The sequence below is a fragment of the Hydrogenophaga sp. FG152 genome, from assembly GCF_057809615.1.
In genome coordinates, this window is sequence record NZ_JBMDKH010000025.1 from 1 (window position 1) to 21,143 (window position 21,143).

A 21,143-nucleotide genomic window follows, 5' to 3' on the forward strand; every position below is an offset into this window, starting at 1 on the left:
GGGTAAAGGAGGAGCCGGCACCAGCCGGCGGGGGACACCCGCGGAGCAGAGCGCCCGGGTGGTCGATCCCGCGAGGTGCAGGAAAGGAATTCAGAACTCGGCGTCCAACTCGTCGATATCGTCGGGCTCGGCCTCCGCAGCCGCCACCCACTCCTTCATGGCCGGCAAGTCCATGATGGTGTCGCAATACGCCACACAAGAAGGGCTGATCGCCACCCCGTAGGTGATGAAGCGCGTCACCACCGGCGCGAACATCGCATCCGCCATGCACGGCTTGTCGCCGAACAGGTAAGGCCCGCCATAGGTCTCCAGACACTCGTTCCAGATCGCCTCGATGCGGTCGATGTCTGTCTGCGCGCGCGACCACAGCTTGAAATTCGGAAACGACGCCTTGATGTTCATCGGCAGCGACGATCGCAGCGCTGAAAACCCCGAATGCATCTCGCCGCAGATCGCCCGGCAATGCGCCCTCGCCGCCCGGTCCGCCGGCAACAGACCCGCCTTCGGCTTCACCTCGTTCAGGTACTCGCCGATCGCCAGCGTGTCCCACACATGAATCCCGTCGTGCTCCAGCGCCGGCACCCGCATCGAAGCCGACAGCAACAGCATCTCGGCCTTCATCGCCGGGTCGTCCGGCGAAATCACGTTCTCCGTGAACTCCAGCTTCGCCATGCGCGCCATCAACCAGCCCCGCAAAGCCCAGGCACCGTAGTTCTTGCTGCTGATCGTGAGTACCGCTTTGGCCATGGACATGCTCCTTCAGAGGGCATCGACCGAGCAAGGCCTGTGCCATCGCTGTGCACCCACCACGCACCGCGCCGGTGCAACACCCCGCTGGCCCGCAACTTGCCTGCGACGCGACACGTTGTCCCAGGAAACAAACCATGCTGTATCAGGCCTACCAACTCCAGTCCGACCTGATCTCGCCCCTGCGCCTGACCGCGCAGCACCTGAGCGCCGCCCTCTGGCTGCGCGAAACCGAGGGCAGCGTCATGCGCAAACTGGCCGCCGCCTGCGACGTGATCTCGCGCCTGCGCCTGACGCACACGCGCCCGCCGTACCAGATCCACAACGTGACGGTGGGTGAACGCGAATTCCCCGTCACCGAGGAAACGGCGCTCACCCTGCCCTTCGGCACCCTGCTGCGCTTTCGCAAGGAAGGCGCCGAGCCCCAGCCCAAGGTGCTGCTGGTGGCCCCGCTCTCGGGGCACTTCGCCACCCTGCTGCGCGAGACCGCACGCACCCTGCTGCAGGACCACGACGTCTACATCACCGACTGGCACAACGCGCGCGACGTCTCCCTGCGCCACGGCGGCTTCTCGCTGGACGACTACATCAGCTACATGATCCGCTTCACCGAGGCCGTGGGCCCGGGCAGCCACATGGTGGCGGTGTGCCAGCCCTGCGTGGCCGCGCTGGCCGCCACGGCCCTCATGGCCGAGGACGACAACCCGGCCCAGCCGCGCAGCCTCACGCTGATGGCCGGCCCGGTGGACTGCCGCGTCAACCCCACCGAGGTGAACAAGCTCGCCACCAGCAAGCCCATCGAGTGGTTCGAGAAAAACCTGATCAGCCACGTGCCGTTTCCGCACGCCGGCATGATGCGCCGCGTCTACCCCGGCTTCGTGCAGCTCACCGCCTTCATGAGCATGAACCCGGACCGCCACAAGCAGTCGTTCCGGAACATCTACGACCACCTGGCGGCCGGCCGCACCGAAGAGGCCGGCGTCATCCAGGCGTTCTACGAGGAGTACCTCGCGGTCAACGACCTGCCGGCCGAGTTCTACCTGGAGACGGTGGAGAAGGTGTTCCAGACCTACGACCTGCCGCGCGGCGTGCTGACCTGGAACGGCCGCACCGTGAACCCCACCGCCATCCGCCGCACCGCACTGATGACGGTGGAAGGCGAACGCGACGACATCTGCTCGGTGGGCCAGACGGTGGCCGCGCAGGACCTGTGCCGCAGCGTGCGCCCCTACATGAAGACGCACCACGTGCAGACCGGTGTGGGCCACTACGGCGTGTTCAGCGGGCGGCGCTGGAACCAGCAGATCTATCCCCGCGTGCGCGACATGATCCATGGGTCGGCATGAGCCCATGAAAAACGCCCCGGCATGCGGGGCGTTTTCGTTGAAGGCTGGAAACTTCAGGGGAAGTTCGGCTCGTTCTTGCTCGACTCTTCCTCCGGCCAGTCGCGGATGTAGGCCTTGAGCATCTTGTTCTCGAAGTTCTGGCTGTCGACCACGGCCTTGGCCACGTCGTAGAAGCTGATCACGCCCATGAGCATCTTGTTGTCCATCACCGGCATGTAGCGCGTGTGCCGTTCCAGCATCATGGGGCGCACCTGCTCCAGTTCGGTCTGGGGCGTGCAGGTCATGGGGTGGTCGTCCATCACGGTGCGCACGGTGCGACCGCCCAGCGAGCCGCCATTCTTGGCCAGGGTGTGGATGACTTCGCGGAAGGTCAACATGCCCACCAGGTCGCCATGCTCGATCACGGCCAGCGAACCGATGTCGAACTGCGACATGGTTTCGATCGCGCGTTCCAGCGTCTCCTGAGGCTGGACGGTGTACAGCGTGCCGCCCTTGACGCGCAGGATATCGCTGACTTTCATGGCTGTGCTCCTCAATTCTGATGTGTCCCCCATGGGGCTGGGGTGCTGACAATATAGCCCACAATACAAATCAAGACCACTGCGCGCGCCTCGGCCGCCGCAACGACAGGCAACCACTGGAGACCTTATGTCCGGCTACGCTGACCCCGGCTTCGACACGCTCGCGCTGCACGCGGGCGCCGCCCCCGACCCCACCACCGGCGCGCGCGCCGTGCCCATCCACCTCACGACCTCGTTCGTCTTCGATTCCAGCGACCACGCCGCCGCCCTGTTCAACCTGGAGCGCGCGGGCCACGTGTACAGCCGCATCAGCAACCCGACCAACGCCGTCTTCGAGCAGCGCATGGCCGCGCTGGAGGGTGGCATCGGCGCCATCGCCACCGCCAGCGGCCAGGCCGCGCTGCACCTGGCCGTGGCCACGCTGATGGGCGCGGGCTCGCACATCGTGGCCAGCACCGCGCTGTATGGCGGCAGCCAGAACCTGCTGCACTACACCATGCGCCGCTTCGGCATCGAGACCACCTTCGTGAAACCTGGCGACATCGACGGCTGGCGCGCCGCCGTGCGGCCCAACACCAAGCTGTTCTTCGGCGAGACCGTGGGCAACCCGGGCCTGGACGTGCTCGACATCCCCACCGTCTCGCAGATCGCGCACGAGGCCGGCGCGCCCTTGCTCGTGGACTCGACGCTTACAACGCCTTACCTCGTCAAACCGTTCGAGCTGGGGGCCGACATCGTCTACCACTCGGCCACCAAGTTCCTCAGCGGCCACGGCACGGTGATCGGGGGCGTGGTGGTCGATGCGGGCAGTTTCGATTGGGAGAAGTCGGGCAAATTCCCCGAGCTCACCGAGGCCTACGAAGGCTTTCACAACATGGTATTCAGCGAAGAAAGCACGGTGGGTGCCTTCCTGCTGCGCGCGCGGCGCGAGGGCCTGCGCGACTTCGGCGCCTGCATGAGCCCGCACAGCGCCTGGCTGATCCTGCAGGGCATCGAGACGCTCTCGCTGCGCATGGACCGCCACATGGGCAACACCGAGAAGGTGGTGCAATTCCTCGCCAGCCACCCGCTGGTGGGTCGCGTGGGCCACCCGCTGCTGGAGAGCCACCCCAGCCACGCGCTGGCCGAGAAGCTGCTGCGCTTTGGCGCCAAGGGCGCGGGCTCGGTGTTCAGCTTCGACATCAAGGGCAGCCGCGCGCAGGGCAAGGCCTTCATCGAGGCGCTCAAGATCTTCAGCCACCTGGCCAACGTGGGCGACTGCCGCTCGCTGGTGATCCACCCGGCGAGCACCACGCACTTCCGCATGAGCGACGAAGCGCTGGCGGCCGGCGGCATCGGCCCGGGCACGATCCGCCTGTCGATCGGGCTGGAAGACCCGGACGATCTCATCGACGACCTCAAGCGCGCGCTCAAGGCCGCAGAGAAAGCAGGAGCCTGAACCATGCGCCCCCACGTTCATCACTTCGTGTATTCACTGCCCCCCGAGGGGGCACAGGCCTCCCTTGGGGCGGCCCGGCGGGAGTCCTGATCATGTACCTGCAAGTCAACGGCGCCAACACCTACTGCTACACCGGCGGCAAGCCTTTCGACGCCGCCAAGCCCACCGTGGTGTTCCTCCACGGCGTGATCAACGACCACAGCGTCTGGATCCTGCAGAGCCGCTACCTGGCCCACCACGGCTGGAACGTGCTCGCGGTGGACCTGCCCGGCCACTGCAAGAGCGAGGGCGAAGCGCCCGCCTCGGTGGAAGACGCGGCCGGCTTCGTGGCCGCCCTGCTCGACGCCGCCGGCGTGCAGAAGGCCGCGCTGGTGGGCCACAGCTGGGGCTCGCTGATCGCGCTCGAATCGGCCGCGCGCCTGAAGGAGCGCGTGAGCCACCTGGTGCTGGTGGGCACGGCCTACCCCATGAAGGTTTCGCCCGCGCTTATCGAAGCCTCGCTCAACGAGCCGGAGAAGGCGCTCACCATGGTGAACGTGTTCAGTCGCAGCACCCTGGCCGCGCCGCCCTCGGCGCTCGGCCCGGGCACCTGGGTCTACGGCTCCAGCATGGCGCTGGGCCGGCGCGTGCTGCGCAGCAACGCCAAGGTCAACGTGTTCCACCGCGGCTTCGTGGCCTGCGACCGCTACGCCGGCGGTGAAGCCGCCATCGCGCAGATCACCTGCCCGGTGCTCTTCGTGCTCGGCGGGCTGGACCAGATGACCAACCCCAAGGCCGCGCAGGTGCTGGTGCAGGCCGCGCGCACGGCCGGCAAGGCGGTGAGCATCGCCACGCTGCCGGTGGGCCACCACCAGATGACCGAAACGCCCGACGCCACGCTGTTCGCGATCCGCGATTTCCTCCGGGTTTAAGAACAGGCGCCCGTTTCGGCCAACGGGTCGGCTGGCGCCCCGCCCAGGCACGACCGCAGAAAGCGGCCCACCTGCGCATTGAACTCCGCAGGGCGTTCGAAGTACGGTGAATGCCCACAGGCGTTCATCTCGATGGCCTGCGCGTTCGGGAAAAGCGCCGCGATCGACCGGGCGAGTCCTGGAGGCACCAAGGGATCGTGCTCCCCCGAGACCAGGAGCACGGGGCAGGCAACTTCTGCGAGGCGCTCGCATCCGATCAGGGCATCCGGGTGGTTCAAGGCCTGCAGCCGGCGCTTGAGCTCGGCCGTCATGTCGCCGGACACCAGTGGGTTGAAGGCGTTGATCTGCTGGTACAGAAAGGCCAAGGCCGCCTCCGACGCGCGGAATGCGGGCGCCAATGCGCGTTGCTCGACCTGCCGGCTGTCCGACGTGCCCAGGTAACGTTCGACACACGCCAGCACCTCGGGCGCATCGATGCCCAGCGGCGAACCGCTCGATACCAGGGCCCACACGCGATCGGGGTGCGCCAGCGCAAGGCGCAGCCCCACGCCCCCGCTCAACGACTGGCAGACCAGGGCCGCGCGATCGATGCGCTCGGCGTCGAGCACCGCCAGAAGATCCCTGGTGAGCACATCCCACGTCAGGGAGTCGGGGCGTGCCAGCGACCGGCCGAAACCGCGGCAGTCCAGGGTCAGGCAGGTAAAGCGGCTCGAGAAAAAAGGGATCTGCTGCCACCAGGTCGCGGCATTGGACCCCGCGCCATGGCAGAAGACCAGCGCCGGTCCCTGACCGTGGCGCTCATGGTAGATGCGGCAACCCTGGGTCTGGACAAAGCCCATGGCAACGGGCTCCCTCAGTCTTCCAGCTTCATGCCCGGCACGATCGCCCGGTACTTGCGCTCCTCGGCATCGAGAAAACGCTGCGCCCCGGCGAAATCCAGGCCCGCAGCGGGCACCGCCATGCCGCTGGCGCGAACGAACGACTGGATCGACTCCGAGCGATGCGCCTCGCGCAGCGCCTGGTTGAGGCGCTCGGCCACCGCCTGTGGCGTGCCCTGCGGCGCAAACAGGCCCACCCAGATCGAGAAATCGACATCACGAAGCTCGGGCATGCTCTCGGCAAAAGTGGGGACCGTCGGAGCCAGGTCCATCCTCGAAGACGAAGACACCGCCACCGCCTGCATCTGGCCGCTCGACAACTGCGGCACCGCCGTGACCGTGGGCAGCAGGATCAGGTCGATCTGACCTCCGATGAGGTCCGCGATGAAGGGGGCGCCCCCCTTGTAGGGAACGTGCAGCAAGTCCGACTTCAGCCGAGACGCCAGGGAGTGCATCACGATGTGCTGAAAGGTGCCTCGACCCGGCGTGCCATACGTCAGGCTGCCCTTGCCGGGTGCGCTGGCCTGGGCGATGTCCTTCAGCGATCGGTGCGGTTTGGATTTGCCGGTCAACAGCACGACCGGGGAGGCCCCCAGGATGCCCACGGTCTTGAAACTGGCGGTCTTGTAGGGCGGGTTCCTGTTGGTCAACGGGCTCAGCACCACCTCGTTCACCGCCCCCAGCAAGAGCGTATAGCCATCGGGCGCGGCCTGCGCCACCCGCTTCGCGCCGATCATGCCGCCCGCGCCCCCCATGTTCTCGACCACCACCGGTTGCCCAAGCTGTTTGGCAAGCTCCTCGCTCCACTTCCGGGCCACCGTGTCGGTGGATCCACCGGCCGGATACGCCACCACCAGGGTGACGGGCCGGTTGGGATAGGCCGGATCGGCCGAGGCGGTGACGGTTGCCCCCAGCAGGGCCGCGATGGCCAGGGTCCATCGGTGAAGGGTCTTCATGGTCGTGTCTCCATCGTTGTGCTGGAAGAATTCTGTTCTTGCGGCCAGTGGCGGTAAACCGAATAATCCGCATGCACCCATTTCCTATGGAAATACCATGAGGCTGCCAGCCCTTCACTTGCTGCAAGCGTTTTCCGCCACCGCCCGCCACGGATCCATCTCGGCCGCTGCGAGGGATCTCCACCTCACGCAAGGCGCCGTGAGCAAAAAGCTCCTGGAGCTGGAGGCCTCGCTGGGGGTGGCCCTCTTCGACCGGATTCGAGGGCGCCTTCACCTTTCTCCTGCGGGGCATCGCTACCTGCCGGGGGTGGATGCGGCACTCGGACAACTGGAGCAGGCGACGCTGGGCGTCATGACGTTGCGAGGGCGCGGGGGTGTTCTGAACGTCATGAGCACCCCGACATTCGGGGCGAAATGGCTGATCCCCCGCCTGCCCCGGTTCCTGGCACAGCATCCTGAGGTATTCCTGAATTTCGTGCCCTTCAGCCGAGGCGCGTCCCCCGACCCCGATCTGGACTGCGCGCTTCTCTATGGCAACGGCACCTGGCCTGGAGCAAGCTCCCACTACATCGCCGGCCATGAGTACGTGGTCATTGCCCCGCCGCGCCTTCCGGCCTCGTCGCGCCTGCGCAGGCCGCGCGACATCGCCCTGCACGCTCTGCTTCAGCATCCCGCTGAACCGGGCGCCTGGCCGCGGTGGTGTGAGCTGCACGGCGTCTCCCACCCGGCGCTCATGCAAGGGCCCAAGCTCGATCAGGTGACTTCCATCGTGCGCGCGGTGATGGCAGGCATGGGGCTGGGCCTGGTGCCCCGTTGCGTGGTTCAGGACGACATCGACGCAGGGCTCGTGGCGGCCCCCTTTTCCAAGGACATGGTGGGTGAGGCCGGCTACTACCTCACCTACCCCGAGGGCAAGAACCACTTGCCACCTCTGGCCACCTTCCGCGACTGGATGCTGCAGGAGGCCACGGGAAGAGACGCGCCGGCTACTTGACGCACTGCAGCTGGCCGGTGTCCTTGCCGCTGCTGGGCGGCACGCTCATCACGCAGGACATGCCGCCGCAGACGCAGTGCACGAGGCGGGTGCCACCGGCCACCACGGACGTCGGTGCCGAACATTGGCAGGCCGGCGCCTCCATGATGTTTTTGGACTGGGCCGAGGCCGGCCGCAGCGGCAGCGCCGCCAGCAGGGCAACGACCAGCACGAAGAGCAGGATCGCAGCGATCAGCACGCCGCGCAGGGGACGCTGGAACATGGCAACTCCTCAAGCAGACAAGGGCGCAACCCATGCTACGCCACCGCCTCGCGATTGCAAGCCCATTTCGTCCATGCTTTCGCGCTGCCACAATGCGCGAACCATGACGCCACCGATCACACCGCCCATGACCGCTGCGCGCGCGCAGGAGATCGCCACCCACTTCGACCTGCGCGCCCTGCCCGCCGACTTTCTGGCCAATCCCTACCCGGTCTACGCCGCGCTGCGCGAGAGCCAGCCGGTGCGCCGCATGCCCGATGGATCGGTGTTCCTCACCCGCTGCGCCGACCTGATGGCGGTGTACCGCGATGCGCAGGCCTTCAGCTCCGACAAGCACGTGGAGTTCGCGCCCAAATACGGCGCGGATTCGGCCCTGTTCGAGCACCACACCACCAGCCTGGTGTTCAACGACCCGCCGCTGCACACGCGCGTGCGCCGGCTCATCATGGGCGCGCTCACGCGCCGCGCCATCGCCGAGATGGAGCCGGGCCTCATCGCACTGGTGGACCAGTTGCTCGACGAGCTGGACGCGCGCGGCGGGGGTGACCTGATCGAGGACTTCGCTTCGGCCATCCCGGTGGAGATCATTGGCAACCTGCTGGACGTACCGCACGAAGACCGGGGCCCGCTGCGCGCCTGGTCGCTCGCCATCCTGGGCGCGCTGGAACCCACGCTCACGCCCCCGCAGCAGGCCAGCGGCAACCAGGCCGTGACCGAGATGACCGCCTACCTGCGCAGCCTGGTGGCCGCGCGCCGCCAGCGCCCGGGCGACCCGGAGCGCGACGTGCTCACCCGCCTGATCCAGGGCGAGGCCGGCGGCGAGCAGCTCAGCGAGGTGGAGCTGCTGCAGAACTGCATCTTCCTGCTCAACGCGGGCCACGAAACCACCACCAACCTGATCGGCAACGGCCTGATCTCGCTGCAGGAGTTTCCCGAGGCCCGTGCCGGCCTGCTGCGCGATTTGCAGGCCACGGCGGGCGACGCCGCCGCCGAGGAAGCCGTGCTCAGCCGCGCGGTCGATGAATTCCTGCGCTTCGAGTCGTCCAACCAGCTCGGCAACCGGCGCGCGATTCAGGACACCCAGGTCGGCGGCGTGGATCTGCCGGCCGGCACGCTGGTGACGCTGTGCATCGGCGCAGCCAACCGCGACCCGGCGCAGTTCGCCGACCCCGAGGCATTGAACCTGGCGCGCGAAGGCAACAAGCACCTGGCCTTCGGCTTCGGCATCCACCAGTGCGCCGGCCTGAGCCTGGCGCGGCTGGAGGGGCGCATCGCCATCGGCCGCTTCCTGCGGCGCTTCCCGGGCTACCGTCTCATCGAGGAGCCCACGCGCGGCGGCCGGGCACGTTTTCGCGGCTTTCTGCGCGCGCCGTTCGCCGTCGGTTGAGCGCGGGCATCAACCCGACGCGGCCGAAGCCTCCCCCACGACCTCGCTCGAGCCGCCGGCCAGGGCCGGTGTGGTCGAGATGGCCTGCGCCACCGAGAGGTCCATCCAGCGGCTCTCGGACCAGAAGCGCGCGGTGTGCGGCTGGCGTGCGAGCAGCAGCCGCTCCACCAGCGGGGCCAACGGCGTCATGGCCGGGTCGATCAGCAGCACGTAGCGCTCGCCGTCCTCGTCGAGCCGGCCCAGCCAGTCCAGCTTGACCATCACGGCCACCGGCTCTTCGAGCTGCAGCGCGTCCACCCGCAGCACCTGGGCCAGGGCCTCCAGGCTCAGGCCCTTGGGCGCGGTGTCGCGCGCCGTGTGGAGCTGCTCCAGCACCTCCAGCGCGAGCTGGAAGCTCCAGCCCGGGGTGTCGCTGCGCCGTGCGATGCCCGAGAGCAGGCTGGGCAGGTAGGCGGCGACCACCGCCCCCAGCAGCACGATCACCCAGGCGACGTAGAACCACACCAGCAGGATGGGCACGGTGGCAAAGGTGCCGTAGACCACCGAGTAGGTGGGGACCTGGGCCAGGTACCAGGCCAGCACCTTCTTGGCCAGCTCCAGCCCCACGCCCACGAACAGGGCGCCCGAGAGCGCGTGGCTCCAGCGCACCCGGGTGTTGGGCACGTAGCGGTAGAGCGCGGCCAGGCCGCCGGTGAGCAGCGCGAACTGCACGGCATCCAGCAGGAAACGCACACCACCAGGCAGGCCCGAGACCACGCCGCGCGAGGCCGTGACGGCGTAGGAGGTGGCCGCCAGGCTGCCCGCCAGCAGCAGCGGGCCCAGGGTGAGCACGGCCCAGTACACCAGCACGCGCTGGGTCAGCGAACGCGGCTGGCGCACGCGCCAGATGTCGTTGAGCTTGCGGTCGATGGTCAGGATCAGGGCCAGCGCGGTCACCAGCAGCACCAGCGCGCCGGCCCAGCCCATCTGCCCGGCCTTGTTGGCGAACTGGTTGAGGTAGCTGAACACCTGCTTGGCGATGTCGGGCGGCACCAGGCTTTGCACCAGCCAGCGCTGCAGGGTGACCTGCAGGCGGTCGAACATCGGGAAGGCGCTGAAGATCGCCAGCGCGACGGTGAACAGCGGCACCAGCGAGATGGTGGTGGTGAAGGTCAGCGAACTGGCGGTGATGCCCAGCCGATCTTCCCGGAAGCGCTCGCGCAGCGTCAGCGCCGTGGTGCGCCACGGAAAATTCAGGGCGTCGCGCCACAGCGCGCGCGCCAGGGTTTCAAGGGCCCGCAGGCGCTCTTTCAGGGTCATCCCGGTATCATGCCACCTGCCCTCCCGCCCCCGGCTTCCCCACCCTCCCCCATGCCCTCATCCCCCTCGCCCTCCAGCGCCCTGGATACCCCTTTCGCCGTGCGCGGCACCCGCTGGCTCGCCGTGGGCAGCCTGCTGGGCCTGATCGTGCTGGGCCTGGCCTGGGAACTGTGGCTCGCGCCGCTGCGCGAAGGCGGCTCCTGGTGGGCCATCAAGGTGCTGCCGCTGACCGTGCCGCTGGCCGGCCTGCTGAAGAACCGGATGTACACCTACCGCTGGGTCAGCCTGCTGGTGTGGCTGTATTTCACCGAAGGCGCGGTGCGCGCCACCAGCGAGTCGGGCACCTCGATGTGGCTGGCCTGGCTTCAGGTGCTGCTGTGCATCGCCCTCTTCGCGGCCTGCGCGCTGCACGTGCGCATGCGCCTGCGCGCCGCCGGCAAGGAAGCCGTGGCCGCCGACGTGGCCAGCTCCACCGCCGCGGCCGAGTCCCGGGTCGCCAAGCCATGAGTGCAGAGCTGCTGCAAGCGCTGCGCGCGGCTGTGGGCCCGGCCCAGGTGCTCACGCACGAAGACCCCGCCGCCGACCTCTCCGCCTGGGAAAACGACTGGCGCAAGCGCGCGCAGGGCCGCGCGCTGGCGGTGGTGCGCCCGGGCAGCACCGCCGAGGTGGCCGCCGTGGTGCGCGCCTGCGCCGAGGCCGGCGCGGCCATCGTGCCGCAGGGCGGCAACACCGGCCTGGTGGTGGGCTCGGTGCCCGACGATTCCGGCACCCAGGTGGTGCTGAGCCTCACCCGCATGAACGCCGTGCGCGCGATCGACGGGGCCAACCTCACGATGACGGTGGAAGCCGGCTGCGTGCTGCAGTCGCTGCAGGACGCGGCCGAGAACGCCGGCTTTCTGTTCCCCCTGAGCCTGGCGGCCGAGGGCAGCTGCACGATCGGTGGCAACCTGGCCACCAACGCGGGTGGCACGCAGGTGGTGCGCTACGGCAACGCGCGCGAACTCTGCCTGGGCCTGGAGGTGGTGACCGCGCAGGGCGAGGTGTGGCAAGGCCTCACCGGCCTGCGCAAGGACAACACCGGCTACGACCTGCGCGACCTCTTCATCGGCAGCGAGGGCACGCTGGGCGTGATCACCGCCGCCACGCTCAAGCTCTATCCGCTGCCGGCAGCGCAGCTCACTGCCTGGGCCGCCGTGCCCACGCTGGACGCCGCCGTGGCGCTGCTGGGCCTGGCGCACCAGCACCTGGGCGCAGGCCTGACCGGCTTCGAGGTGATGGGCCAGTTCGCCCTGGGTCTGGTGGACAAGCACTTTCCCGCCCTGCGGGTGCCGCTGTGGGCGGACAGCCCTTACTGCGTGCTGCTGGAGAACAGCGACAGCGAATCGGAAGAACATGCGCGCGGGCAGTTCGAGCGCCTGCTCGAAACCGCCTTCGAGCAAGGCCTGGTCAGCGACGCGGTGGTGGCCGAGAGCCTCTCGCAGGCGCGTGGCCTGTGGCACATCCGCGAGAGCATTCCTCTGGCCCAGGCCGAAGAGGGCCTGAACATCAAACACGACATCAGCATCCCGGTCTCGCGCATCCCCGCCTTCTGCGCAGAGACCGACGCCTTGCTGCAGCGCGAGATCCCCGGCGTGCGGCTGGTGAACTTTGGCCACCTGGGCGACGGCAACCTGCATTACAACGTGCAGGCGCCGGCTGACGGGGATGCCAAAAAGTTCCTGAATGAGCAGGAAACGCGCGTGAACACCCTGGTTTTCGATGCGGTGGCGCGCTACGATGGATCGATCAGCGCCGAACACGGCGTGGGCAGCCTCAAGGTCGCCCACCTGCCCCACTACAAGGACCCGGTTGCCCTGGGCCTGATGCGCGCCATCAAGCAGGCGCTCGACCCTCACCACCTCATGAACCCTGGCCGCGTGCTCACCCACCCATGAATCTCCGCCGTCCCGTCCGCCTCCTGCTCGTGTGTGCGCTCGCCGCCACGGGGTGGGCGCACGCGGTCGAGGCGAACCAGCGCCAGGCCTGGCGCGAGCAGGCACTGGCCTATGAACACGGCGAGGGCGTGGCGCGCGACACCCAGGCCGCGATCGCGCTCTACTGCCGCGCCGCACTCGCGGGGGACGCGGTCTCTGCCTACAACCTGGGCTGGCTCTACGCCAACGGCCGCGGCACGCCGCGCCACGACGGCTACGCCGCTCACTGGTTCGCGCGCGCGGCCCTGCTGGGCGATGCCCAGGCCGAGGCGATGTACAAGCGACTCGACACACCGGCCGACAAACCCGAGTGCGTGCTGCAGGCCGAACGGGCCGAACAGCAGCGCGCCGAACAGGAACGGCTGACCGCCGAGGCCGATGCGGTGGTCACGCGCTACCGCGACTGGGTCAACACGCCCGAGCAGCAGCGCATCATGAAGATCGTCTACAAGCTCGCGCCGCAGTTCGGCATCGAGCCCGGCCTGGCCTTCGCGGTGATCAAGGCCGAGTCCAATTTCAACGTGCATGCCCAGTCGGACAAGAACGCCCAGGGCCTGATGCAGCTCATTCCCGAGACCGCCGCGCGCTTCCGCGTGAACAAGCCCTTCGACGCCGAGCAGAACATCCGCGGCGGCCTGTCCTACCTGCAGTGGCTGCTGGCCTACTTCAAGGGCAACGTGCCTCTGGTGCTGGCCGCCTACAACGCGGGCGAAGGCACGGTGGAGCGCTACCGTGGCGTGCCGCCTTTCCCCGAAACGCAGGGCTACATCAAGCGCATCCAGCAGATCTTCGCCCTGCAGCAACATCCTTTTGACGAGCGCATCACCGCGCCGTCGCCGGCCTTGCCCGGCATCGCCTCCGCCATCCGCCCATGACCGACCGACCCATCCGCTCACAGTACGAAGACTTCATGCGCCACGTGTTCACCACAGGCGTGCAGAAAACCGATCGCACCGGCACCGGCACCACCAGCGTGTTTGGCCACCAGATGCGCTTCGATCTCAACGAAGGTTTTCCCCTGGTGACGACCAAGAAGGTGTTCACCAGGGCCATCATCGTCGAGCTGCTGTGGTTCCTGCGCGGCGACAGCAACGTGAAGTGGCTGCAGGAGCGCGGCTGCACGATCTGGGACGAGTGGGCGCGCGAAGACGGCGACCTGGGGCCGGTGTACGGCGTGCAGTGGCGCAACTGGCCCGCGCCCGACGGGCGCCACATCGACCAGATCAGCGAGGTGGTCAAACAGCTCAAGACCAACCCCGACTCGCGCCGCATCATCGTGAGCGCCTGGAACGTGGCCGACCTCGACAAGATGGCCCTGATGCCCTGCCACGCGTTCTTCCAGTTCTACGTGGCCGACGGCAAGCTGAGCTGCCAGCTCTACCAGCGCAGCGCCGACATTTTCCTGGGTGTGCCGTTCAACATCGCCAGCTACGCGCTGCTCACCCACATGCTCGCGCAGCAGTGCGACCTGGAAGTGGGAGAGTTCATCTGGACCGGCGGCGACTGCCACATCTACAGCAACCACCACGAGCAGGTGCAGACGCAGCTTGCCCGCGCCCCGCACCCCTACCCCACGCTGCGCATCAAGCGCCGCCCCGCATCGATCTTCGACTACGACCTCGACGACTTCGAGATCCTCGACTACCAGCACCACCCGGCCATCAAGGCGCCGGTGGCGGTCTGAGCACGCGCCCGCCGCCGCGCGCGTGATCACCCGACGCCAGCTCTGGGCACTGCTCGCCCTCACGCTCATGTGGGGCGTGAACTGGCCCATGATGAAGCTCTCGCTGCAGGAGCTGACGCCGCTGTACTTCCGCGCCAGCACGATGATGCTGGGCGCGCTGGGCCTGTTCATCTACGTCGCCCGCCGGGGCGAGCGCATGCGGCCCACCCGCGCCGAATGGGCCGCCATCGCCTGGCTCGGCCTGCCCAACGTGCTGGGCTGGCACACGCTCTCCATCTTCGGCGTGCAGGAGCTCGCCTCGGGTCGGGCGGCCATCCTGGGCTTCACCATGCCGATCTTCACCGTGCTGATGGGCGCAGCCTTCTTCGGCGAACGCATCACGCCGCGCGTGCGCTTGGCCGTGGTGTGCGCGGGCATCGCCATCGCGCTGCTGCTGTGGCACGAGCTGCAAAGCCTGAGCGGCCGACCCACCGGCATCGCGTGGATGCTGGGCGCCGCCTTCTGCTGGGGCGTGGGCACGCTGCAGTTCCGCCGCGCCCACCTCACGCTCTCGCCCATGGTGGTCACCGTCTGGATGCTGCTGCTGGGCAGCGGCGTGGTGGGGGTGCTGGCCCTCGCACTGGAACCCGTGCCCCGGCTGGCGGGCTTCTCGGCACCGATGTGGATCAGCCTGGCCTATGGCGTGTTCATCAACTACGGCGTGGCGCAGCTGATCTGGTTCGGCATGGCGCGCAACCTGCCACCGGCGACCAGCGCCATGAGCGTCATGGCCATCCCGCTGGTGGGCACGCTGAGCGCGACCTTCATCGTGGGCGAGGTGCCTCACTGGCAGGACTGGGCCGCCATCGGCTTTGTGATGATGGCCATTGCCAGCGTGCTCTGGCCCGCCCGGCCTGCCTTGCCAGCGGCACAATAGGCGCATGCCCCAGCCCACCACCCGACTTCACCTGATCCTCGCGCGCGCCGCCAACGGCGTGATCGGCAAGGACAACGCCCTGCCCTGGCACCTGCCGGAAGACATGGCGCACTTCAAGCGCACCACGCTCGGTCACCCCGTGATCATGGGCCGCAAGACCTGGGATTCGCTGCCACCGAAGTTCCGCCCGCTGCCGGGCCGGCTCAACATCGTCGTCACGCGCGACACCGCCTGGCAGGCCGACGGCGCTGCCCGGGCGAACTCGCTGCCCGAAGCCGTGTCGCTGTGCCCCGCGGGCTCAGACGCCTGGGTGATCGGCGGCGCGCAGATCTACGCCGCCGCCCACCCCCTGGCACACAGTGCCGTGGTCACAGAGATCGACCGCGCGTTTGACGGCGACGCCTTCGCCCCCACCTTCGGGCCGGAGTGGGTAGAAACAGCACGGGAGGCCCATGTCACCGCCAGCGGCCTACCCTACGCCTTCGTCACACTGACACGCACCGCAGGCCAACAATGAGCTACGCCATCAAGGAAGTCTTCTACACGCTGCAAGGTGAAGGCCTGCGCGCGGGCAGGCCTGCGGTATTTTGCCGCTTCGCCGGCTGCAATCTCTGGAATGGGCGGGAGGAAGATCGGAATCGCGCCATCTGCCAATTTTGCGACACGGACTTCGTGGGCACCGACGGCGCGCGCGGCGGCAAGTTCAGCGACCCGGCCGACATCGCCGCACTCGCGGCATCGCTTTGGCCGCCAGAGGAACGCCACCGCTACATCGTGCTCACCGGCGGCGAACCCCTGCTGCAAGTGAACGCGGAACTGGTCGATGCGCTGCATGCCCAGGATTTCGAAATTGCGCTGGAAACCAATGGCACCCTGCCTGTGCCGCCCGGCATCGACTGGATCTGCGTCAGCCCCAAGGCCGGTGCCGAATGGGTGCAGCGACGGGGCCATGAACTCAAACTCGTCTGGCCCCAACTGTCTCTGCTGCCGGATCGGGTACAGGCCATGACCGACCTTCACTTCGACCACTGGTTGCTGCAACCCATGGATGGGCCACAACGGGCCCAACACACGCGCGATGCGATCGCCTATTGCCAGCAACACCCGCGCTGGCGGCTGTCGCTGCAAACCCACAAGATCCTGGAGATTCCATGAGCCCCGAATCCACCGCCGCGCTGCACGAGTTGTCGCAGCGCTTCTTTTTCGAGGCGTCGCACACGCTGCGCCGCTCTGTAGAGGCAGAGGGCAGCCGCCGCGTGCACGGCCACACCTACGAGGCTGAAGTGACGGTGCGTGGCGCGCCCGATGCCTCGGGCATGGTGATCGATCTGGCCTACCTGCGCAGCATGATCGCCCAGGTGCGCCATCAACTCGACCACCATCTGCTCGACGAAGTGGCCGGCCTGGGCATCCCCACGCTGGAAAACCTCTGTAGCTTTATCCGTGAGAATCTGGAGCCGCAGGTGCCGGGTCTTTGCGCTGTCACGATCGAACGCCGAGCCAGCGGCGATCGATGCACCCTGCGTTGGTGAAAGGAATGCCCATGAAGCTTGCCACCTGGAACGTCAACTCCCTTTCCGTGCGCCTGCCGCAGTTGCTCGACTGGCTGGCCACCAACCCGGTCGATGCGATCGGCCTGCAGGAACTCAAGCTGGTCGACGAGAAGTTTCCCTACGAAGCCTTGCAGGAGGCGGGCTACCACGCTGCAGTCTTCGGCCAGAAGACCTACAACGGCGTGGCCATCCTCAGCCGCATGCCGCTCAACGACGTGGTGCGCAACATTCCGAACCACGCGGACGAGCAGTCGCGCGTGATCGCCGCGACGCTGGACACGCCCGATGGGCCACTGCGCATGGTCAACTGCTACTTCGTCAATGGCCAGGCGCCGGGCACCGACAAGTTCGCCTACAAGATGCTCTGGCTGGAGGCGCTGCACCGCTGGCTGCAGGAAGAGTTGAAGGTGCACCAGCGCCTCGTGCTGCTGGGTGACTTCAACGTGGCACCGGAAGACCGCGACTCGTTCGACCCCGTCGGCCTGAAAGACACCATCCACCACACGGTGGAAGAGCGCGCGCATTTCCAGGCCTTGCTCGATCTGGGCCTGACAGACGCCTACCGCCTGTTCGAGCAGCCGGAGAAAAGCTACTCGTGGTGGGACTACCGCATGCTGGGCTTCCAGAAGAACCGGGGGCTGCGCATCGACCACATTCTTGTGAGCGAGGCGCTGCGCGGCCGCGTGACGGCCTGTCACATCGACCGCCAGCCACGCAAGAACCCGCAGCCCAGCGACCACGCGCCGGTGGTGGTCACGCTGGGCGGCTGAGCCCATCCGGCGCCGGGCCGCCCCAAGCCGGATGAGCCCCCTTGGGGGGCCGCGACCCGCGTCAGCGGTGGAGCGTGGGGGCTGCGCTCTACTCCAGGTTCAGTTCCTGGATCTTGCGGGTGATGGTGTTGCGGCCGATGCCGAGCTTGTGCGCGGCCTCGATGCGGCGCCCACGCGTGTTGGCCAGCGCGGTCTGGATCAGGCGCGTTTCAAAGCGGCGCGTGAGCACGTCCCACACGTCGGTGCGGCCGTCTTCAAGCAGGGCCTGGGCCTCGGCCTGCAGACCACTCTCCCAGGCCAGAGGCGCCGCCCGGGCGGTCTCCGCCTCGGGCGAGGCGATGGCCGACTCGGCGTGGGCGATGGCAGCCGAACTGCTGGCATAGACGGGCTCGGGCACGGCAGGCGCCATGAGGCCGGTCGGCAGGGACGACACCACCGGGGCCTCCGAGGCGGCCGGGTGGGCCACCGCAGGAGCGGCACCGCTCATGGACAGCACCTCGGGTGGCAGGTCCTTGAGTTCGATCACCTGGGCCGGGGCCATCACCGTGAGCCAATGGCAAACGTTCTCCAGCTGGCGCACATTGCCCGGGAAGTCGAAGGCGCCGAGCAGCTTCAGGGCCGCCTCGGAGATGCGCTTGGGCTCCACGCCGAGCTGCTTGGCGCTCTGCTGCAGGAAGAAGCGCGTGAGCATGGGCACGTCTTCACGCCGCTCGCGCAGCGCCGGCAGGCGCAGGCGGATGACGTTGAGGCGGTGGAACAAGTCTTCGCGGAACACGCCTTCCTTGACGCGCTGCTCCAGGTTCTGGTGCGTGGCGGCAATCACGCGCACGTTGGCGCGCACGGCGCTGTGGCCGCCCACGCGGTAGAAGTGGCCATCGGACAGCACGCGCAGCAGGCGCGTCTGCAGGTCGAACGGCATGTCGCCGATTTCGTCGAGGAACAGCGTGCCGCCATCGGCCTGCTCGAAGCGGCCCCGGCGCATGGTCTGCGCGCCCGTGAAGGCCCCACGCTCATGGCCGAACAGTTCCGACTCCAGCAGGTCCTTCGGGATGGCCGCGGTGTTGATGGCCACGAAGGGTCCGGCCGCGCGCGGCGAGTGCTTGTGCAGCGCGCGCGCCACCAGCTCCTTGCCCGAGCCCGATTCGCCGGTGATCAGCACCGTGACCTGGCTCTGGCTCAGGCGCCCGATGGCGCGGAACACGTCCTGCATCGCGGGCGCCTGACCGAGCATTTCAGGCGCGGCGCTCATGCGCTCCTCGGCCACTTCCTCGCGCAGGCTTTCGTCCACCGCGCGGCGGATCAGCTCGACCGCCTTGGGCAGATCGAAGGGCTTGGGCAGGTACTCGAAAGCACCGCCCTGGAAGGCCGAGACGGCACTGTCCAGATCGGAGAACGCGGTCATGATGATGACCGGCAGGCCGGGCAGCTTCTCCTTGACCTTCTCCAGCAACTCCAGCCCCGAACCGCCGGGCATGCGGATGTCGCTCACCAGGATCTGGGGGCCTTCGTGTTCGGGCGTGTCGATCAGCGCCTTGAGCACGTCCTGCGGGTTGGTGAAACTGCGCGTGGGCAGGTTCTCGCGCAGCAGCGCCTTTTCGAGCACGAAGCGGATCGATTGGTCGTCGTCCACTATCCAGATCGGCTTCATTGAGTTGTCTTCCCTTCTTGTGGCGCGGCGTCCGACGGTCGTTAAGTCACTAGGGCAACGGAATCAGAATCTTGAAGTCCGTCTCGTTCGGCACGCTCTCACACTCGATCAGACCGTGGTGCTGCTGGACAAAGGTCTGCGCCAGCGTGAGCCCCAGGCCGGAGCCGCCATCCCGCCCCGACACCAGCGGGAAAAAGATGCGGTCCTTGATCGAGTCTGGAACGCCAGGCCCGTTGTCGATCACATGCAATTCCAGTGCCAGCCGATAGCGTTGCTTACCAAACGTCACCTGTCGACCCACGCGCGTGCGGAACACGATGCGCGCATCGCCCGCCGCGATGCGTTCGCTCAGCGCCTGCGCGGCGTTGTGCGCGATGTTGAGCACGGCCTGGATGAGCTGCTCGCGATCGCCGCGGAACTCGGGGATGGAGGTGTCGTAGTCGCGCACGACCTTCAAGCCCTTGGGAAACTCGGCCAGGATGAGCGAGCGCACGCGCTCGCACACCTCGTGGATGTTCACGTCGCCCACCACGTGCGGCCGGCGGTGCGGCGCGAGCAGGCGGTCCACCAGCGACTGCAGCCGATCGGCCTCGTGGATGATGACCTGGGTGTACTCGATCAGCTCGCGGGACTCCAGCTCCATCTGCAGCAACTGGGCCGCTCCGCGAATGCCGCCGAGCGGGTTCTTGATCTCGTGCGCAAGGTTGCGGATGAGTTCCTTGTTCGCCTGCGCCTGGTCGATCAGCCGCTCTTCGCGCTCCTGGCGCGCCTGCTGCTCCAGCGGCAGCAGCTCGACGATCACCTCACCGGGATTGTCGGTCTGCGCCACCACCACGTGCACCGGCAAGGCTTCGTGGTTGAGGCGCTTGAGCCACGCGTCGTAGCGCAGCGCGGCGAACTGGTTGCCGCTCGCGCCCTGCAGGGCGTTTTCCAGCAGCGGGGGTTCGGTGAAGCAATCCTGCAGCAGCGTGCCCGTGATGCTTCGGCGGGACATGCCCAGCGCATCCTCCAGCGCCGCGTTGGCGTAGAGCACGCCACCGTGCTGATCCACCACGGCCACCAGGGTGGCCAGCAGGTCGAGGGACTGGAAACGGGACGACACCGAGGGGGACTTGCGTCCGGCAGCCGACCCGTCCGGGTCGGCCGGGGACCGGCGCGGGAAAGTGGGAAGAAGGGAGGGGAAGTTGGGCTTTTTCAAGCCGGTCATTTTGCGGCAGAACCGACGGCGTTGGCGGACCCCGGCAGTCGATTCAATTCGCGCTGCAGGCCTGCGACGTCGCTCTCGGCGCGCGCCACGGCGGCCTTGAGTTCGGCCACGCGGTCGAGGTATCGCTGGTAGTTGCGCGACTCGATGCCCTGCTTCTCGGGCTCCCCGTTGGCGTATTCCTTGCGCGCGTGCTCCAGGCGCTCTTGCGCCTTGCGCAGTTCGGCCTCGAGGATGGCGCGCGCATCGCTGTCGCGCGCGCGCTGCGCGGCCGAGTCGACGCGTTCGTTGGCGCTGCCGTTGCGCGGGGCGGCCGCTGCGGGCGTGGTGCGCGGCGGCGTGGGCCGGGTGCCTTCGATGATGGTGATGTTGCCACCCTCCATGGGGCTGCACCCCTTGGACTTGGCCACCTGCGCGTCGTTCGTGTACTCGTTGCCGCAGCGGTAGATGCGCGCCTGGGCATGGGCTTGCAGGACGCACAGCGCGAGCGTGGCCACGGCCAGCGACCGGATCGTGAGTGAAGGCATCGGATTCAAGGTGACATCAACTCCAGGAAGCGGTTTCGGGTATGGGCGGGCGCACCGATATGCGTTTTTCAGTATGACCGAAAACTGTTTCAAAAGTGCCGTGCCAGCGTGTGAACGGTGGCGATTGGC

At 67.8% G+C, this 21,143-nt stretch carries 23 protein-coding genes; 14 read left to right on the plus strand and 9 right to left on the minus strand.

Annotated elements, in window-relative coordinates:
- Window positions 1-90: 90 nt before the first annotated feature.
- On the minus strand, window positions 91-747 hold the full coding sequence (locus tag ACODTB_RS23425; protein WP_291114764.1) for a glutathione S-transferase: 657 nt from the start codon (window positions 745-747) through the stop codon (window positions 91-93).
- A 137-nt stretch (window positions 748-884) separates the two neighbouring features.
- On the opposite strand from ACODTB_RS23425, the gene ACODTB_RS23430 reads away from it, so the two are divergent.
- Complete coding sequence (locus tag ACODTB_RS23430; protein ID WP_291114766.1) at window positions 885-2,093, plus strand: polyhydroxyalkanoate depolymerase; 1,209 nt, start codon at window positions 885-887, stop codon at window positions 2,091-2,093.
- A 53-nt stretch (window positions 2,094-2,146) separates the two neighbouring features.
- Here the strand turns inward: ACODTB_RS23430 and ACODTB_RS23435 are convergent, their stop codons facing one another.
- Complete coding sequence (locus ACODTB_RS23435) at window positions 2,147-2,614, minus strand: CBS domain-containing protein (RefSeq protein ID WP_291114768.1); 468 nt, start codon at window positions 2,612-2,614, stop codon at window positions 2,147-2,149.
- Between the two features lie 127 nt (window positions 2,615-2,741).
- Here ACODTB_RS23435 and ACODTB_RS23440 point away from each other — a divergent pair, with 127 nt between their 5' ends.
- Complete coding sequence (locus tag ACODTB_RS23440; RefSeq protein ID WP_291114770.1) at window positions 2,742-4,052, plus strand: O-acetylhomoserine aminocarboxypropyltransferase; 1,311 nt, start codon at window positions 2,742-2,744, stop codon at window positions 4,050-4,052.
- A gap of 92 nt (window positions 4,053-4,144) precedes the next feature.
- The gene (locus tag ACODTB_RS23445; protein ID WP_291114772.1) at window positions 4,145-4,963 is read left to right on the plus strand and encodes an alpha/beta fold hydrolase; all 819 of its coding nucleotides are present in this window, start codon (window positions 4,145-4,147) and stop codon (window positions 4,961-4,963) included.
- On the opposite strand, the gene ACODTB_RS23450 is transcribed toward ACODTB_RS23445, so the two are convergent.
- On the minus strand, window positions 4,960-5,802 hold the full coding sequence (locus ACODTB_RS23450) for an alpha/beta fold hydrolase (RefSeq protein ID WP_291114774.1): 843 nt from the start codon (window positions 5,800-5,802) through the stop codon (window positions 4,960-4,962). The genes ACODTB_RS23445 and ACODTB_RS23450 overlap by 4 nt on opposite strands.
- A gap of 14 nt (window positions 5,803-5,816) precedes the next feature.
- Window positions 5,817-6,797 carry a Bug family tripartite tricarboxylate transporter substrate binding protein gene (locus ACODTB_RS23455; RefSeq protein WP_291114776.1) on the minus strand — a complete coding sequence of 327 codons (981 nt, stop codon included), beginning with the start codon at window positions 6,795-6,797 and terminating at the stop codon, window positions 5,817-5,819.
- Window positions 6,798-6,894: 97 nt separating this feature from the next.
- Between ACODTB_RS23455 and ACODTB_RS23460 the strand changes: the two genes are divergently transcribed.
- The gene (locus ACODTB_RS23460; RefSeq protein ID WP_291114779.1) at window positions 6,895-7,791 is read left to right on the plus strand and encodes a LysR substrate-binding domain-containing protein; all 897 of its coding nucleotides are present in this window, start codon (window positions 6,895-6,897) and stop codon (window positions 7,789-7,791) included.
- Here the strand turns inward: ACODTB_RS23460 and ACODTB_RS23465 are convergent.
- Window positions 7,784-8,053, minus strand: a complete 270-nt coding sequence (locus ACODTB_RS23465) for a hypothetical protein (protein ID WP_291114781.1) — start codon at window positions 8,051-8,053, stop codon at window positions 7,784-7,786. The genes ACODTB_RS23460 and ACODTB_RS23465 overlap by 8 nt on opposite strands.
- 127 nt (window positions 8,054-8,180) lie before the next feature.
- On the opposite strand from ACODTB_RS23465, the gene ACODTB_RS23470 reads away from it, so the two are divergent.
- Window positions 8,181-9,440, plus strand: coding sequence for a cytochrome P450 (locus tag ACODTB_RS23470; RefSeq protein ID WP_291114783.1), 1,260 nt, complete (start codon window positions 8,181-8,183; stop codon window positions 9,438-9,440).
- Window positions 9,441-9,449: 9 nt separating this feature from the next.
- On the opposite strand, the gene ACODTB_RS23475 is transcribed toward ACODTB_RS23470, so the two are convergent.
- Entirely contained in the window at window positions 9,450-10,739 is a 1,290-nt protein-coding gene (locus ACODTB_RS23475; RefSeq protein WP_291114785.1) for a YihY family inner membrane protein, read from the minus strand.
- A 51-nt stretch (window positions 10,740-10,790) separates the two neighbouring features.
- On the opposite strand from ACODTB_RS23475, the gene ACODTB_RS23480 reads away from it, so the two are divergent.
- The 9 genes from ACODTB_RS23480 to xth are packed head-to-tail and all read left to right on the plus strand — an operon-like array spanning window position 10,791 to window position 17,635.
- Window positions 10,791-11,246 (plus strand): DUF2069 domain-containing protein, encoded by a 456-nt coding sequence (locus ACODTB_RS23480; RefSeq protein ID WP_291114787.1) that lies wholly within the window; start codon window positions 10,791-10,793, stop codon window positions 11,244-11,246.
- Complete coding sequence (locus ACODTB_RS23485) at window positions 11,243-12,673, plus strand: FAD-binding oxidoreductase (protein WP_291114789.1); 1,431 nt, start codon at window positions 11,243-11,245, stop codon at window positions 12,671-12,673. Before ACODTB_RS23480 ends, ACODTB_RS23485 begins: the two co-directional genes overlap by 4 nt.
- Window positions 12,670-13,587, plus strand: coding sequence for a lytic transglycosylase domain-containing protein (locus tag ACODTB_RS23490; protein WP_291114791.1), 918 nt, complete (start codon window positions 12,670-12,672; stop codon window positions 13,585-13,587). Before ACODTB_RS23485 ends, ACODTB_RS23490 begins: the two co-directional genes overlap by 4 nt.
- On the plus strand, window positions 13,584-14,396 hold the full coding sequence (locus ACODTB_RS23495; RefSeq protein WP_291114793.1) for a thymidylate synthase: 813 nt from the start codon (window positions 13,584-13,586) through the stop codon (window positions 14,394-14,396). Before ACODTB_RS23490 ends, ACODTB_RS23495 begins: the two co-directional genes overlap by 4 nt.
- A 22-nt stretch (window positions 14,397-14,418) precedes the next feature.
- Window positions 14,419-15,312 (plus strand): DMT family transporter, encoded by an 894-nt coding sequence (locus ACODTB_RS23500; RefSeq protein WP_291114795.1) that lies wholly within the window; start codon window positions 14,419-14,421, stop codon window positions 15,310-15,312.
- A gap of 4 nt (window positions 15,313-15,316) precedes the next feature.
- On the plus strand, window positions 15,317-15,829 hold the full coding sequence (locus tag ACODTB_RS23505) for a dihydrofolate reductase (protein ID WP_291114797.1): 513 nt from the start codon (window positions 15,317-15,319) through the stop codon (window positions 15,827-15,829).
- Window positions 15,826-16,467 (plus strand): 7-carboxy-7-deazaguanine synthase, encoded by a 642-nt coding sequence (gene queE, locus ACODTB_RS23510; protein ID WP_291114799.1) that lies wholly within the window; start codon window positions 15,826-15,828, stop codon window positions 16,465-16,467. The genes ACODTB_RS23505 and queE overlap by 4 nt, the downstream gene beginning before the upstream one ends.
- The gene (locus ACODTB_RS23515) at window positions 16,464-16,844 is read left to right on the plus strand and encodes a 6-carboxytetrahydropterin synthase (RefSeq protein WP_291114801.1); all 381 of its coding nucleotides are present in this window, start codon (window positions 16,464-16,466) and stop codon (window positions 16,842-16,844) included. Before queE ends, ACODTB_RS23515 begins: the two co-directional genes overlap by 4 nt.
- Before the next feature lie 11 nt (window positions 16,845-16,855).
- Entirely contained in the window at window positions 16,856-17,635 is a 780-nt protein-coding gene (gene xth / locus ACODTB_RS23520; RefSeq protein WP_291114803.1) for an exodeoxyribonuclease III, read from the plus strand.
- Between the two features lie 88 nt (window positions 17,636-17,723).
- On the opposite strand, the gene ntrC is transcribed toward xth, so the two are convergent.
- Genes ntrC through ACODTB_RS23535 form a run of 3 tightly spaced genes read right to left on the minus strand, consistent with a single transcriptional unit; the run spans window position 17,724 to window position 21,014 of the window.
- The gene (gene ntrC, locus ACODTB_RS23525) at window positions 17,724-19,283 is read right to left on the minus strand and encodes a nitrogen regulation protein NR(I) (protein ID WP_291114805.1); all 1,560 of its coding nucleotides are present in this window, start codon (window positions 19,281-19,283) and stop codon (window positions 17,724-17,726) included.
- A 49-nt stretch (window positions 19,284-19,332) separates the two neighbouring features.
- The gene (glnL, locus tag ACODTB_RS23530; RefSeq protein WP_291114807.1) at window positions 19,333-20,490 is read right to left on the minus strand and encodes a nitrogen regulation protein NR(II); all 1,158 of its coding nucleotides are present in this window, start codon (window positions 20,488-20,490) and stop codon (window positions 19,333-19,335) included.
- On the minus strand, window positions 20,487-21,014 hold the full coding sequence (locus ACODTB_RS23535) for a hypothetical protein (RefSeq protein WP_291114809.1): 528 nt from the start codon (window positions 21,012-21,014) through the stop codon (window positions 20,487-20,489). The genes glnL and ACODTB_RS23535 overlap by 4 nt, the downstream gene beginning before the upstream one ends.
- Window positions 21,015-21,143 lie beyond the last annotated feature (129 nt).